The sequence below is a fragment of the Streptomyces sp. NPDC032721 genome, from assembly GCF_055579625.1.
In genome coordinates, this window is the sequence record NZ_JBVIMX010000007.1 from 25,587 (window position 1) to 39,938 (window position 14,352).

Below are 14,352 nucleotides of genomic sequence, written 5' to 3' on the forward strand. Positions count from 1 at the left end.
CCCCGTGACCTCACGCGGACGCGTCCCGAGCAAGCAAGGATCGACCATGGCGTCCAGCCTGACGAAGGAAACCCCCGGGGCAGTTGCCGGGGACACCGCCTTCTTCGGCCACCCCCGCGGACTGGCCACACTGTTCATGACCGAGATGTGGGAGCGTTTCTCCTACTACGGCATGCGCGCACTCTTGGTGCTCTACCTGGTCTCCGGCGGCGCCGACGCCGCCACCGGCAGCCAGGGCGGCGGCCTTGCGATGACGATGGCCACGGCCACCGCCATCTACTCCGTCTACGTCGCGATGGTCTACCTCATGGCCATGCCCGGCGGCTGGTTCGGCGACCGTGTCTGGGGCGCCCGCAAGACCGTCACCGTCGCCGCGTGCGTGATCATGGCGGGTCACCTCTGCCTGGCGCTGCCCGGCCAGATCGCGTTCTTCGCGGGTCTGATCCTGGTCGCGGTCGGCTCGGGTCTGCTCAAGGCCAACATCTCGACGATGGTCGGCCACCTCTACGACGGGCCGAACGACCCGCGCCGTGACGGTGGCTTCACGCTCTTCTACATCGGCATCAACCTCGGTGCGTTCATCGCCCCGTTCGTGGTCGGTACGGTCGGCGAGAAGGTCAACTGGCACTTCGGCTTCCTCCTCGCCGCGGTCGGCATGGGTCTGGGCCTGGTCCAGTTCCTGCTCGGCGGCAAGAGCATGAGCCCGAAGTCCAGCGTGGTCCCGAACCCGCTGAGCGCCGACGAGCGCAAGGGCCTGCTGCTGAAGGCCGGTGGCATCGCCGCCGCCGTCGTGGTCTTCTACGCGGTCATCGTCTCCATCGGCGTCTTCACGCTGAACTGGGCGCTCGTCCCGATCACCCTCGCCGGTCTGCTGATCCCGGTCGCCGTGCTGACGCGCATCAAGCGCGACAAGCAGCTGACCGCTCCCGAGCAGTCCAAGATGAGCGCGTACATCTGGTTCTTCGTCGCGGCCGCCGTCTTCTGGATGATCTACGACCAGGGCGGCTCCACGCTCGCCCTGTTCGCCTCCTCCAAGACCGAGTCGACCGTCTTCGGCCTGGGCTTCCCGGCCACCTGGTACCAGTCGCTCAACCCGCTGTACGTGATGGCGCTGGCTCCGGTCTTCGCCTGGCTGTGGCTGTGGCTGGCGCGCAAGAACCAGGAGCCGAACACCATCGTGAAGTTCGCGATGGGCATCGTCCTGGTCGGCGCCTCGTTCTTCGTCTTCATCGTCCCGATGAACATGGCGGGCGGCGGCGACAAGGTCTCCCCGATGTGGCTCGTCTCGATCTACATGATCCAGACCATCGGTGAGCTGTGCCTCTCCCCGGTCGGCCTCTCGGTCACCACGAAGATGGCCCCGCAGAAGTACGCCTCGCAGATGATGGGTGTCTGGTTCCTCGCCGTCACGGCGGGCGACTGCCTCACCGGTCTGCTGTCGCTGGGCGGTGTGAGCCTGAACGGGCTCGGCATCATCGCGGCGGAGGCCTCGCTCGCGGTGCTCGCGGGCTTCGCGGTCTGGTCGTACCGCAAGAAGGTCCAGACGATGATGGGCGAGATCCACTGATCGCGTTCCCGTCCCCGGCCGTACGCGGCTGAACGTACGGGAGGGCCCGTCGCACCGGTTCGGTGCGGCGGGCCCTTCGTCGTACTAGCGCGAGCCGCCGCGCAGGCGCCGCCAAGGGGTGAAGGTGAAGACGGCGCCGCCGAGGAGGATGACGGTGCCGGCCACCAGGGCGAGTGCCTGGAGGGCGTCGTTGTCCTCGGCACCGGTGTCGGCGAGGTCGCCGCCCGCAGCACCGCCCGTGCCGCCCGTGCCGCCCGCGCCGGAGTCGCCGCCGCCCGCGGAGCCCGTCGTGCTGCCGCCGCTCGCGCCGCCCGGCTGGGCCGAGGTGTCGAGTTCCAGCGAGACGGGGGCCGCGCCGTTGACGGTGCAGGGGATGGCGATCTTCTGGCCGCCGAGGGAGACGTCGATGTTGAGGGTGCCGGGGGCGAGGGTCGTCCTGCCGCTGGCGCCGGGCTTGTAGGTGCCGGTCATCTCGGGGAGGTCGACCGGCTTGCCCTGCTCCAGGGGGTCCTTGTTGCCGGGGCCCGCGACGTTCGCGCTGCCCTTGTCCGCGCCGCCCAGGGTGAGCTGCATGGAGGGCTTGAGAGCACCGGCCGGGAGGGCGGCGGGGCTGTTCATGACGCCCTTGGCGGTGGCGACGGTGAGGCTGTAGCTGCCGCCGTCCTTCTTCGCACCGACCGTGATCCTGGTCTTGATGCTCGCCGGGCCCGGGGACTTGCAGGCGTACTCGACCGCGACCTCCTTGCCGGGGAAGTCGGTCTTGCCGCCGTCGCCGCCGCCACCGGTGGCGGACCCGCCGGAGTCGGACCCGCCGGAGTCGCTGCCGCCCGCAGCGGAGCCGCCCGTGGTCGTCGTACCGCCCGCGGTGGTGCCACCGGCCGTCGTCCCTCCGGCGGTCGTACCTCCGGCCGTGGTGCCGCCCGCCGTCGTGCCGCCGGTGGTTCCGCCGCCGCCGTCCGTGACCTTGATGGTCGCGGCGGGCTTCACCTCTTCCTTGGGCGTGCACTTGGTGTCGGTGGACATCGGCTTGCTGACATTGATGTTGTACGCGCCGGGGGTGAGCGTGATCTCGCCCGCCTTCTCCAGCTTGAGCTTGCCCTTCATGTCGGGCAGGACCATGGGGCTGTTCTTGGGGATGGGCGGGTTCTGGCGGGGGCCCTCCATCTTCAGCTCGCCGGTCGCCGCGCCGCCGATCTTGATAGTGCCGGTCGGCTTGACGGTGTCCTTGTCGAGGTTGAGGACGTCCGGGTTCTTGGACGCGGCCTCGACCGTCTTGAGGACCACCTCGATCTCGTCGCCGACCTTCGCGGTGGCGGGCGCGGTCAGCGACACCTTGGTGGTGCCCTGGACCGCGGGGAGACCGGAGATGGGCGGAGGGATGCACTCCGTCCTGTACGACACCTCGGCGGCCTGCGCGGGCCCGGCGCCCAGCAGGATTCCCGCACCTGCGAGCATCAGCGCGGTCCCTGCCGCGCCCATCCTCCGTTGCGTGTTCACGAATTGCCTCTCGACGTAGGGGGGTCGGTGTTCTCGTGCGGTTTCGGTGCGGAAACCTGTGCGTGCGTGGGCAGTTGGGTGGGCAGTTGCGTGGTCGTCGCCCCGGGGCTGGTGTCCGGGGTGAACCAGGGCAGGGGGGTGGCGGTGGTGGTCGCCGCAGCAGCGGCCGCCTCAGCCGTGGCCGCCGTCGCCGGAACGCCCGCGACCGGGCGCGGATCGGCCTCGTCCCGTCGTACGGTGCGATGGCGGGCCTCCCGGCGGGGCGAGCGGCGCCCGGCCCCGGCTCGGGCCCCGTTCGAGCCCGGCCGTACCCGGTCCACCACCGCCATGCCGATCCGGAACACTCCCGCCGGCACCACGATCCCCAGCAGCACCCAGAACAGGACCACGCCCCACGGCCGGTCCACGCCCCACGGCTGGGCGGCGAGGACCTTGGTGCCGTACTTCACCGAGACCAGGTAGTCGCCGTGGGCGCCCGCCGGGAGCTGGACGTCGAGCGCGACCTCGGCCTGTTTGCCGGGGGCGATCGTGCCGCGCCACTGGCGTTCCTCCCAGACGGGCGCGAACACGCCGTGGGAGGTGCCCACTTGGAAGAGGGGGTCGGTGACGGGGGCGGAGCCGAGGTTGCCGAACCGGACGACGATCCTGCGGGCCTGCGGGGCGCCGAACCAGGTGAGCAGGGAGCCCGCCCCTTCGAGCCGTACCGTAGGGTCGGTGACCGCGAGCCGCCCGGCGTTCGGCGCGGGCTTCGGCAGCGGTGCGACGGGGTGCCCCGCCACCCTGAACTCGGCGTCCACGGCTGCCTGTTGGCCGGTCACCGTCGCCACATGGACGACGCACGGGCACGGTTTGGGCGGTTCGGCGACCGCCAGCTTGCGGCTGAAGCCGCCCTTGGCGTCGGTGGTGACGGCGCGGCCTTCGGCGTTGGCGCAGGAGTTGGTGCCGCCGAGCACGCCGGTGGCGGGCGAGGACTCGCCGCAGATCAGCAGCATGAGCAGGGCACCGGCCCGCCAGCCGGTGCCCTTGACCGTGATGTCACCACCCTTGCCCGCCTCTCCCTTGGAGAGCGTGACGACGGGCTCGGCCGCCGCCTCGACCGCGACCGCATCCCCGCCGGGCACGGCGAGCACGGGCGCGATGCCGCCAACTCCCAGAAGGAGTAACGCCGTTGTCAGTACAGCCGCGATGCGCTGTCGGCTAGCCCTCATTCGGTTCACCCTCCTCGCCACCCCTCCTGCGTCGTACGATCCACAGCGCCCCGCCCGCCCCCACGAGCAGCACCGCCGCCGCCGTGCCGAGCAGGGGTCCCGTTCCCACGAAGTGCGCGGTGGCCGTGGCCTCCTCGTGGATGCCGCCGCCCGCGGTGACGGTGAGCCTGGCGTCGGCCCGGTCGAGGGCGGGGGCGTCGCCGTCCGGCCAGGGCTCGGCGAGTTCGACGCGGCGGCCGGGGTCCAGCTCCCGTACCGGACGGGGGTCGCGGCGCAGCAGTTCGCCGAAGACGCCCTCGGCGCGGACGGCGACGCGCGGGGCGAGCGTCGTGTTGCCCCGGTTGACCAGGGCGTACCGGATGCCGTCCTCGCCGATCTCGACGTCCTCCACCGAGAGCGCGGCCAACGTGGGCCCGCTGACTCGGAGTTGGACGGCGACGCGCTGTTCGCGGCCGTCCGCCGCCGAGGCCACGATGGCCCCGGGGTGGTCGCCCGGCGGTGCGGCGGCGGGGACGGTCACCGTGAAGGGGACGTCCGCCCGGGTGCGCGGCGGCACCTTCACGCGTGCCGACGCCAGGGCGATCCAGGCGCCCTCGGCGTCCTCGGTGCGCAGCTGCACGGTGGCGGTCTCGTGGCCGGGGTTGGTGACGGAGAGCTTGTCGGCGAAGACCGTGCCGGGTGCGCCCTGGAGGTAGAAGTAGGGCCGTCCGTCCCGGTCGGGCCGGGTGCCGCCGCCGGAGGCAGGGCCCGCCGTCCAGGGGTCGGCGGCCGCCAGGGCGGCGGGCACGGGTCCGGCTCCGTACAGCAGCAGTAACCCCAGGAGGGTTGCCGCGGTACGGAGCGGGGCCCGGCGGCGGTCTCGGCGGCGGCGCACACGCATCAGGGGCGGACCGGCTCAGCCCGCGGACCGCTGGGTGTGCCCGGCGCGCTGGTTGCGCCTGGTCAGCCAGAGCACACCGGCCGCGCCGGACAGCAGTACGGTGCCGCCGAGCGCGCCGAGCGCGGCGGCGGAGTCCAGCGGTCCGGTCCTCGGGAGCTCGCCGCTGCCGGAGGGCCCGCTCTGCGATGTGCCGCCGGACGCGTCGGAGCCGCCGTCGCCCCCGCCCGATCCGCCGCCGGAGCCCTTCACGTCGAGCTCCAGCGAGGGCTTGGGGCTGTTGGAGGGAGTACAGGTGGTGGTGGTGCCCATGGCCTTGATGGTGAGGATCGAGGCGGTGAAGGTGACCTTGCCGCTCTTCTTCGGGGTGTAGGTGCCCGACAGGTCACTGATCTTGATGGGCGTATTGGCGGGCAGGGCCTCGGAGTTGGTGGGTCCGGCGACCGCGACGGTGCCGCTCTCGGCGCCGCCCAGCTTGATGACCGCGCTCGGCTTCATCGCGCCCTTGCCGAGCTCGATGGGGCTGGAGGAGACCCCCTTCTGGAAGGACATGGTGAGGGTGTAGCCGCTGCCGCCCTTGACCGCCTTGATGTCGATCGGGGAGACCGCACCCTTGTTCCCGATCGGGGTCTTGCACTGGTAGTTGACGTCGACGACGTCGGCCTGGGCGGCGGGGGCGGTGAGCAGCACCACCGAGCCCGCAACCGCCGCCGCCAGTGCGAGAGTTGTCCGCTTCTGGTACGACACCTTGTGATCCCCTCGTGCGCCGGAGCGCCGCCGGGGCAACGGGGCCGGGCATGACCGGCCAAGTTACTGACGGCGCATCAGATTGGGCGCTCAAGGTACGCCGGGGACCTTGGGAGGGGAAGACAAAGAGCACGCCGTATCGACGTGCTCTCTCACAACAGCCTCAACACCAACTGCTAAGCGGGTGCGGCGAGTTCCGCCCAGACCGTCTTGCCGACAACCTCAGCGGCGTCCGTGTCCGTACCGGCACCTGCACCTTCGTCCTGTGGCGCCCTGAGGACCCCCCAGTCCAGGCAGAGCCGCTGCACGATGAACATGCCGTGCCCGCCGGGCCGGCCCGCCCGGTGCGGGGTGCGCGGCGCGGGTTCGCCGCCGCTGCGGTCGGTGACCTCCAGGCGGAGTACTTTGCCGTCGCTGGCGACGCGCAGGCTGTCGGGACCCTCGGCGTGCAGGCACGCGTTGGTGACGAGCTCGGAGACGACGAGCAGGACGTCCTCGGCGGCGGCACGGCGGTCGGCGGTGGACGCGGGCAGCCAGCCCCAGTCGTACAGCGCCTGCCGGGTGAAGTCGCGGGCGAGCGGGACGATGCCGCTGGCACCGTTCAACGGGAGGGAGCGGATCTGGCCCGCGGCCCGGGCGGCGGCGAGCACCGGGTGCTCGCCGCCGGAAACGGCGCCGACAGCCTCACTCGCACTCGTACCCGCCGTACTCGTACCCGCGCTTCCACCCGCACCCTCGTCCGCCACGAAGCCGACCTCCGCCCCGGCCGCCGGGGCGGTACGGGTCTGGGGCGCGGCGGACACCGACGGGGGCTCGTCGGAGGCGGAGGCGGAGGCGGAGATGATGCCGTCCGGCTCGGGGCCGAGGTCGCCCGGCGGATGCTGCCGGGTGGTGCTCATCAGCGTTTCACCTCACCGATTCACCAAGTCGTCGTTTGCAGGGTCTGAGTTTCCTCCTGCCCGACCGATCCGTGAGAACACCCACTATTCGGTACGGGTCGCGACACGCGCGTGTGCGCGGGATGCGCACCGGGAGGAGGAGGGGGTCAGTCGCGGAGGGCGGTTTCGAGCGTGTCGTGGACGGTGAAGACCGCTTCCGCCCCGGTGATCTCGAAGACCCTGGCGACCACGGGCTGCATGCCCACCAGATGGACCGCACCGCCGGCCGCCTCCGCCTTGAGGCGGGCGCCGAGCAGCACGTTCAGCCCGGTGGAGTCGCAGAATTCGAGCAGTGAGCAGTCGATGACGAGGCGTGTCCGCCCGCCCTCGACCGCCTGCTCCAGGGGTTCCCTGAGCAGTTCGGCCGTGTGGTGATCCAGCTCACCTGCCGGCGTCACGATTTCACTGAGGCCCTCGGTCCGCACTTCGACCTGAAGCCGGCCCCGGTTCGCGCTGCCGACCGTCCCGCGGTCCATGCCCGTCCCATTTCGCCGTCGTGATTCTGTGTGTACAAGTGCTGCCCCGGGCCTGCCCCCCGCCACCCGTAGCCGCACCTCAGGGACGCGTCAAGGCAGCGAGGAATGCCCTCGACAGCAGCAGAAGACTACGCCTTCTTCACACGCACGGGTAGTCGAACAACGCCCTGAACTGGGCTTATTCGGACATAAGGCACTTGCACGTCCGTGCGGCGAGCGGGTAGGCCTAGTAGAGACAGATCCGACCACCGCCCGCCCACCACCGGCTTTGGAGGCGCCGCTTCACCGCAGGAAACACGTATCGGCATCGGCAGCCATATGCCGAGAACGATGGAGGAGACCATGTCACCCCGGCTCGACGAAACGCGTACCCACTCCAAACAGGTCGCGGCGTCGACACCCCCGCCCGAGCAGATCGAGACCGGAACCGGCGCCGCCGGCCGCGTACCTCAGCAGAGGACCGCAGCCACGCAGACGGAGCTGTCGGAGCAGTCGGAGCGGCCTCCCGGCCTCACCGGCCTCCCTGAGATTCCGCCGTACGACGAGGTGGGGCCGCTGGATGCCAGGGCCCTGTCGAAGACGCTCTTCGAGCGCCTCGAATCCCTCGAAGAGGGAACGCACGAGCACGCGTACGTCCGCAACACCCTGGTCGAGCTGAACCTCGCCCTGGTCAAGTTCGCCGCCTCCCGGTTCCGCACCCGCAGCGAACCGATGGAGGACATCATCCAGGTCGGCACGATCGGCCTGATCAAGGCGATCGACCGCTTCGAGCTCAGCCGCGGCGTCGAGTTCCCGACCTTCGCGATGCCGACGATCATCGGCGAGATCAAGCGCTTCTTCCGCGACACCTCGTGGTCGGTGCGCGTCCCGCGCCGCCTCCAGGAACTCCGCCTGGACCTGGCGAAGGCCGGTGACGAGCTGGCCCAGCAGCTGGACCGCTCCCCGACCGTCGCGGAGCTGGCCGAGCGCCTGGACATCAGCAAGGAAGAGGTCGTCGAGGGCATGGCCGCGAGCAACGCCTACACGGCGAGCTCGCTGGACGCCCAGCCCGAGGAGGACGACTCCGAGGGCGCGCTGGCCGACCGCATCGGCTACGAGGACCACGGCATCGAGGGCATCGAGTACGTCGAGTCGCTCAAGCCGCTGATCGCCGGGCTCCCGACCCGCGACCGCCAGATCCTCTCGCTGCGCTTCGTCGCCAACATGACGCAGTCGGAGATCGGCGACGAGCTGGGCATCTCGCAGATGCACGTCTCGCGCCTGCTGTCGCGCACGCTGGTCAAGCTCCGCAAGGGCCTGACCGTGGAGGAGTGACTCCTTCCCCGGCTGTCGCCGTTGTCACCGCCGTATGTGAAGGGCTGCCCCAGGCCGTATCCGGGGCAGTCCTTCACCGCGTTGATACCGCGTTGTACGGAGCTCCGCCTACCCAGCGGTTCACACCGTACGCACGCCGCTCCGCCAGACTTCCGACACCAGCGGAACGCCCGGCCGGTAGGCCAGGTGTACGTGGCTGGGGGCGTCGAGCAGCGCGAGGTCGGCGCGCGCTCCGGGCGCGATACGTCCGATGTCCGTACGCCTCAGGGCCCGTGCGCCGCCCGCCGTGGCGGACCAGATCGCCTCGTCGGGGGTCATGCCCATGTCCCGTACCGCGAGTGCGATGCAGAACGGCATCGAGGACGTGAACGACGACCCCGGGTTGCAGTCCGTCGACAGCGCGACGGTCGCCCCGGCGTCGAGCAGCCGCCGCGCGTCCGGCCACTGGGCCCGGGTGGAGAACTCGGCGCCGGGCAGCAGCGTCGCCACGGTCGCGCTGTGGGCGAGCGCGTCCACGTCGGCGTCCGTGAGGTGGGTGCAGTGGTCGGCGGACGCGGCGTCCACCTCCACGGCGAGCTGGACCCCGGGCCCGTAGGAGAGCTGGTTGGCGTGGATGCGCGGATGCAGCCCCCTGGCCTTGCCCGCGGTGAGGATCGTCCGGGCCTGGTCCCCGTCGAACGCCCCCTTCTCGCAGAACACGTCGATCCAGCGGGCGTACGGGGCGCAGGCGTCGAGCATCTCGCCGGTGACCAGGTCGACGTACCCGGCGGGGTCGTCGGCGTAGTCGGGGGACACGATGTGCGCGCCGAGGTACGTCACCTCGTCGGTGTGCTCGGCCGCGATGCGCAGCGCCCGCGCCTCGTCCTCGACGGTCAACCCGTACCCGGACTTGGTCTCCAGGGTGGTGGTGCCCTGGCGGAGGGCCTCGGCCAGGTAGCGGGCCACGTTGTCGCCGAGCGCCTTGTCGTCGGCCGCGCGGGTGGCGGCGACGGTGGTCCTGATCCCGCCCGCCTGGTACGGCCGGCCGGACATCCGGGCGTTGAACTCGGCCGTGCGGTCGCCGCCGAAGACGAGGTGCGAGTGCGAGTCGACGAACCCCGGGACGACGGCCCGGCCGCCCGCGTCGACCCTGGTGTCCGCGTCGGGCGCGTGGGCCGCCTCGCCGACCCAGGCGACCCGGTCGCCGTCGATGACGACGGCCGCGTCCTCGACCAGGCCGAGGGGGCCGCCCGCGCCGAGGGAGGGGTCGTTGGTGACGAGGCTGCCGATGTGGGTGAGGAGGGTGGTGGTCATGGTCGCTCCTGGTGGGGGTGGGGAGGTTCGGGGCGGGCGGAGGGGGGCCGTCATGCCCTCAACGCGGCCACCGTCCGCGCCAGTTCGGCCCCCACGTCCGGTACGGACAGGTGCACGCCGTCCCTGACGACCTCCCGGCCGCCGACGACCGTGTGGCGGACGTCCGCGCCGGAGGCGGCGAAGACGGCCGTTTCGGCGCCCAGTATCGGGACCGGGCCCGCCGTGCGGACCGTGTCCAGGGCGATCGTCGTGAGGTCGGCGAGGGCGCCGGGCTCGATGGTGCCCGCGTCCGGCCGGCCGAGGGCGGCGTGGCCGTCGGCGGAGGCGGCGCGCAGCAGTGCCGCCGCCGTCCAGTGGCCCCGGGTGCGGGAGCGGAGGCGTTCGTTCAGCTCCATGGCGCGGGCTTCCTCGAAGAGGTCGACGACCGCGTGGCTGTCGCTGCCGAGGGAGAGCGGGGAGCCCGCCCGCTGGAGGGCGACGGCGGGGCCGATGCCGTCCGCGAGGTCGCGTTCCGTGGTGGGGCACATGCAGGTGCCGGTGCCCGATTCGCCGAGCAGGGCGATGTCCCCGGGGGTGAGGTGGGTGTTGTGGACGCCGGTGGTGTGCGGGCCCAGCACGCCGTGGTCGGCGAGGAGCTGGGTGGGGGTGCAGCCGTGGGCGGCCCGGCAGGCGTCGTTCTCGGCGGTCTGTTCCGAGAGGTGGACGTGCAGGGGGGCCTGACGGTCCTGGGCCCATTTGGCGACGGTGGCCAGTTCCGCCGCCGGGACCGCCCGTACCGAGTGGATGGCCGCTCCGTGCCGTACGTACGCGGAATCGGTCAGGCCCGACGACACCCGCTCCGCCCACGCCTCGGCCGTACCGTCCGAGAAGCGGAGCTGGTGGGAGTTGGGGGGTTCGCCGAAGCCGGAGGAGAGGTAGGCGGTGTCGAGGAGGGTCAGGCGGATGCCCGCGTCATGGGCCGCCGCGATCAGGGCCTCGCCCATGGCGTTGGGGTGGGCGTAGGGCTTGCCGCCCGGGGCGTGGTGCACGTAGTGGAATTCGCCGACCGCCGTGATCCCGGTGAGCGCCATCTCCGCGTACACCGCGCGGGCGAGTGCGTGGTACGAGTCCGGGGTGAGGCGGGAGGCGACGGAGTACATGACCTCGCGCCAGGTCCAGAAGGTGCCCGAGCCGACCTGGACGGCTCCGCGCAGCGCCCGGTGGAAGGCGTGCGAGTGGGTGTTGGCGAGGCCGGGGAGGGTCAGTCCGCGCAGCGCGACGGAGTCCGGCGGCGGGGCCACAACTCCCTTGCGCACCGCGGTGATCCGGCCGTCCGCGACGTCCACCGCGACGCCGGGCTCGACGACCGGGTCGAGCCAGGCGTGTTCCATCCAGTACGTCGTCGTACGTGTCATGCGCAGGCGAGCCCTTCGGTGACGTCGGCGAGTGCGCGCACCCCGGCGACGCAGTCGTCCTCGGCTGCGTACTCCGCCGGGGAGTGCGAGACGCCGGTGGGGTTGCGTACGAACAGCATGGCGGTCGGGACGGACGCGGAGAGGATTCCCGCGTCGTGTCCCGCGCCCGTGCCCAGGACGGGGATGTTCTCCCCCAGCAGCCGGGCGAGTTCGTCGCGCAGGGCGTGCTCGAACTCGACGACCGGGGTGAAGGACTCCCGTACGACCTTGAGGTCGATGCCGGACCGGGAGGCGGCTTCCTGGGCGGCGGTCTCGATGCCCGCGATCACCTTGTCCAGGGTGGACTGGTCGGCGGCCCGGGAGTCGAGCCAGCCCCTGACCAGCGACGGGATCGCGTTGACGCCGTTCGGCTCGACGCTGATCTTGCCGAACGTGGCGACGGCGCCCGCGAGTTCGGCCTCGCGGCGGGCGGCGAGGACGGTCTCCGCGTAGGTGAGCATGGGGTCGCGGCGGTCCACGAGGCGGGTGGTGCCCGCGTGGTTGGCCTCGCCGTGGAAGTCGTACCGCCAGCGGCCGTGCGGCCAGATCGCGGAGGCGAGGCCGACCGGGTCGCCGGTGAGGTCGAGGGCGCGGCCCTGCTCGACGTGGAGCTCGACGAAGGCGCCGATACGGGCGAGACGCTCGGGGTCCGGGCCGATGGCGGCCGGGTCGTAGCCGGCCGCCTCCATCGCCTGCGGCAGCGTGATGCCGTCGCCGTCGCGGAGCTCGCAGGCCTTCTCGGGGGTGAGCTGGCCGGCGGCCAGCCGCGAGCCGACGCAGGCGAGGCCGAACCGGGCGCCCTCCTCGTCGCCGAAGTTGGTGATGGCGACCGGTCTGGCGAACTCCACTCCCCTGTGGCGGAGTTCGTCGAGCGCGGCGAAGGAGGAGACGACGCCGAGCGGGCCGTCGAAGGCGCCGCCGTCCGGCACCGAGTCGAGGTGCGAGCCGATGACGACGGCGTCCCCGGCGAGGGGGTCGCCCTGCCAGGCCCACTGGTTGCCGTTGCGGTCGAGCTCGTAGGTCAGGCCCCTGGACTCGGCCTGTGCCTTGAACCAGGCGCGGCAGTCGGCGTCGGCGGCCGTCCAGGCGTACCTGCGGTACCCGCCGGTGGCGGAGCTGCGGCCGATCGGCAGCAGCTCCGCCCACATGCTGTGGAAGCTGTCGCTCACGCGTCGTCGCCCTTGCTGCTGTCGCCCTCGCTGCTGTCGCCCTCGCGCATCGGGACGCGGACACCCTGGGCGTCGGCGGTGGCCTCCGCCTCCTCGTAACCGGCGTCGACGTGCCGGATGACGCCCATGCCGGGGTCGTTCGTCAGCACGCGGCGGATCTTCTCGCCCGCGAGCTTGGTGCCGTCGGCGACGGACACCTGGCCCGCGTGGATCGAGCGGCCCATGCCGACGCCGCCGCCGTGGTGGATGGAGACCCAGGAGGCGCCGGAGGCGACGTTGACCATGGCGTTGAGCAGCGGCCAGTCGGCGATGGCGTCGGAGCCGTCGCGCATGGCCTCGGTCTCGCGGTACGGGGAGGCCACCGAGCCGCAGTCGAGGTGGTCGCGGCCGATGGCGAGCGGGGCGGCGAGGGTGCCGTCGGCCACCATGTTGTTGAAGAGCTCGCCCGCCTTGTCGCGCTCGCCCTGGCCGAGCCAGCAGATCCGGGCGGGCAGGCCCTGGAAGTGGACGCGCTCGCCGGCCATCTTGATCCAGCGGTGCAGGGATTCGTTCTCGGGGAAGAGCTTGAGCAGCTCGCGGTCCGTCTTGTGGATGTCGGACGCCTCGCCGGACAGCGCGGCCCAGCGGAACGGGCCCCTGCCCTCGCAGAAGAGCGGGCGGATGTACGCGGGGACGAAGCCGGGGAAGTCGAACGCCCGGCTGTAGCCCGCGAGTTGGGCCTCGCCGCGGATGGAGTTGCCGTAGTCGAAGACCTCGGCACCGGCGTCCATGAAGCCGACCATGGCTTCGACGTGCTTGGCCATGGACTCGCGGGCGCGGGTGGTGAACCCGGCCGGGTCCTTGGCCGCCGCGTCCGCCATGTCGTCGAAGCCGATGCCGACGGGGAGGTAGGCGAGCGGGTCGTGGGCGGAGGTCTGGTCGGTGACGATGTCGACGGGCGCGCCCTCGGCGAGCATCCGGGGCAGCAGTTCGGCGGCGTTGCCGAGCAGGCCGATGGAGAGCGGCTTGCGCTGGTCACGGGCCTCGACGGCGAGCTGGAGTGCGTGTTCCAGGGAGTCGGCCTTCACGTCCAGGTACTTGTGCTCGATCCGGCGCTCGATGGCGCGCGGGTCGACGTCGATACAGATCGCGACGCCGTCGTTCATCGTCACGGCGAGCGGCTGGGCGCCGCCCATGCCGCCGAGCCCGGCGGTGAGGGTGATGGTCCCGGCGAGGGTGCCGTTGAACCTCTTCGCGGCGACGGCGGCGAAGGTCTCGTACGTCCCCTGGAGGATTCCCTGCGTACCGATGTAGATCCACGAACCGGCGGTCATCTGCCCGTACATGGTGAGTCCGAGCTGCTCCAGGCGGCGGAACTCCTCCCAGTTCGCCCAGTCGCCCACCAGGTTGGAGTTGGCGATGAGCACGCGCGGCGCCCACTCGTGGGTCTGCATGACGCCGACCGGACGCCCGGACTGGACGAGCATCGTCTCGTCCTGCTTGAGCGTCTTCAGGGTCCGCACCATGGCGTCGAAGGAGCGCCAGTCGCGGGCCGCCTTGCCGGTGCCGCCGTAGACGACGAGCTTGTCGGGGTGCTCGGCGACCTCGGGGTCGAGGTTGTTCTGGAGCATGCGCAGGGCGGCCTCCTGCTGCCATCCCAGGGCGCTGAGCTCCGTACCGCGCGGGGCTCGTACGGGTCGGGGTCCTGACATGGAGTGCCTCCTGGGGCAGAGCCGTTGATTTGTTATTCACATCCTGGCGAGATGAATAGATCCAGTCAACACCCCGGGCGGGCCCGACGGCACTCGCACCCCGCCGCACCGATGATTTCCGCCCCTCCGGGGAGTCCTCATG

Annotated in this window: 12 protein-coding genes; 2 read left to right on the forward strand and 10 right to left on the reverse strand. The window is 71.7% G+C overall.

All coding sequences use genetic code 11. The features are described from left to right. The first annotated feature begins 46 nt into the window (after window positions 1–46). The gene (locus tag ACZ5PB_RS16195) at window positions 47–1,567 is read left to right on the forward strand and encodes a peptide MFS transporter (RefSeq protein ID WP_468691605.1); all 1,521 of its coding nucleotides are present in this window, start codon (window positions 47–49) and stop codon (window positions 1,565–1,567) included. Window positions 1,568–1,651: 84 nt separating this feature from the next. Here ACZ5PB_RS16195 and ACZ5PB_RS16200 read toward each other — a convergent pair whose 3' ends face one another. The 6 genes from ACZ5PB_RS16200 to ACZ5PB_RS16225 all read right to left on the reverse strand — a co-directional run bounded on the left by ACZ5PB_RS16200 (window position 1,652) and on the right by ACZ5PB_RS16225 (window position 7,310). Next, window positions 1,652–3,046 (reverse strand): hypothetical protein, encoded by a 1,395-nt coding sequence (locus ACZ5PB_RS16200; protein WP_468691607.1) that lies wholly within the window; start codon window positions 3,044–3,046, stop codon window positions 1,652–1,654. 14 nt (window positions 3,047–3,060) lie between these two features. After that, complete coding sequence (locus tag ACZ5PB_RS16205; protein ID WP_468691609.1) at window positions 3,061–4,272, reverse strand: hypothetical protein; 1,212 nt, start codon at window positions 4,270–4,272, stop codon at window positions 3,061–3,063. After that, window positions 4,262–5,146 (reverse strand): COG1470 family protein, encoded by an 885-nt coding sequence (locus tag ACZ5PB_RS16210; protein WP_468691611.1) that lies wholly within the window; start codon window positions 5,144–5,146, stop codon window positions 4,262–4,264. The genes ACZ5PB_RS16205 and ACZ5PB_RS16210 overlap by 11 nt, the downstream gene beginning before the upstream one ends. 21 nt (window positions 5,147–5,167) lie before the next feature. After that, window positions 5,168–5,896 carry a peptidase gene (locus tag ACZ5PB_RS16215; RefSeq protein WP_468691613.1) on the reverse strand — a complete coding sequence of 243 codons (729 nt, stop codon included), beginning with the start codon at window positions 5,894–5,896 and terminating at the stop codon, window positions 5,168–5,170. A gap of 176 nt (window positions 5,897–6,072) precedes the next feature. Next, window positions 6,073–6,795, reverse strand: a complete 723-nt coding sequence (locus ACZ5PB_RS16220) for an ATP-binding protein (RefSeq protein ID WP_468691614.1) — start codon at window positions 6,793–6,795, stop codon at window positions 6,073–6,075. 146 nt (window positions 6,796–6,941) lie between these two features. Further along, window positions 6,942–7,310, reverse strand: coding sequence for an STAS domain-containing protein (locus ACZ5PB_RS16225; protein WP_468691616.1), 369 nt, complete (start codon window positions 7,308–7,310; stop codon window positions 6,942–6,944). Between the two features lie 330 nt (window positions 7,311–7,640). Here ACZ5PB_RS16225 and ACZ5PB_RS16230 point away from each other — a divergent pair, with 330 nt between their 5' ends. Then, the gene (locus ACZ5PB_RS16230; protein ID WP_468691618.1) at window positions 7,641–8,624 is read left to right on the forward strand and encodes an RNA polymerase sigma factor SigF; all 984 of its coding nucleotides are present in this window, start codon (window positions 7,641–7,643) and stop codon (window positions 8,622–8,624) included. 120 nt (window positions 8,625–8,744) lie between these two features. On the opposite strand, the gene hutI is transcribed toward ACZ5PB_RS16230, so the two are convergent. Genes hutI through hutU form a run of 4 tightly spaced genes read right to left on the reverse strand, consistent with a single transcriptional unit; the run spans window position 8,745 to window position 14,210 of the window. Next, window positions 8,745–9,917, reverse strand: a complete 1,173-nt coding sequence (gene hutI / locus ACZ5PB_RS16235; protein WP_468691620.1) for an imidazolonepropionase — start codon at window positions 9,915–9,917, stop codon at window positions 8,745–8,747. A 50-nt stretch (window positions 9,918–9,967) separates the two neighbouring features. Then, window positions 9,968–11,311 carry a formimidoylglutamate deiminase gene (locus ACZ5PB_RS16240; RefSeq protein ID WP_468691622.1) on the reverse strand — a complete coding sequence of 448 codons (1,344 nt, stop codon included), beginning with the start codon at window positions 11,309–11,311 and terminating at the stop codon, window positions 9,968–9,970. Beyond that, window positions 11,308–12,498, reverse strand: coding sequence for an allantoate amidohydrolase (locus tag ACZ5PB_RS16245; protein WP_468692089.1), 1,191 nt, complete (start codon window positions 12,496–12,498; stop codon window positions 11,308–11,310). Before ACZ5PB_RS16245 ends, ACZ5PB_RS16240 begins: the two co-directional genes overlap by 4 nt. A 17-nt stretch (window positions 12,499–12,515) precedes the next feature. Then, window positions 12,516–14,210, reverse strand: coding sequence for a urocanate hydratase (gene hutU, locus ACZ5PB_RS16250; protein WP_468691624.1), 1,695 nt, complete (start codon window positions 14,208–14,210; stop codon window positions 12,516–12,518). Between the last annotated feature and the right edge of the window lie 142 nt (window positions 14,211–14,352).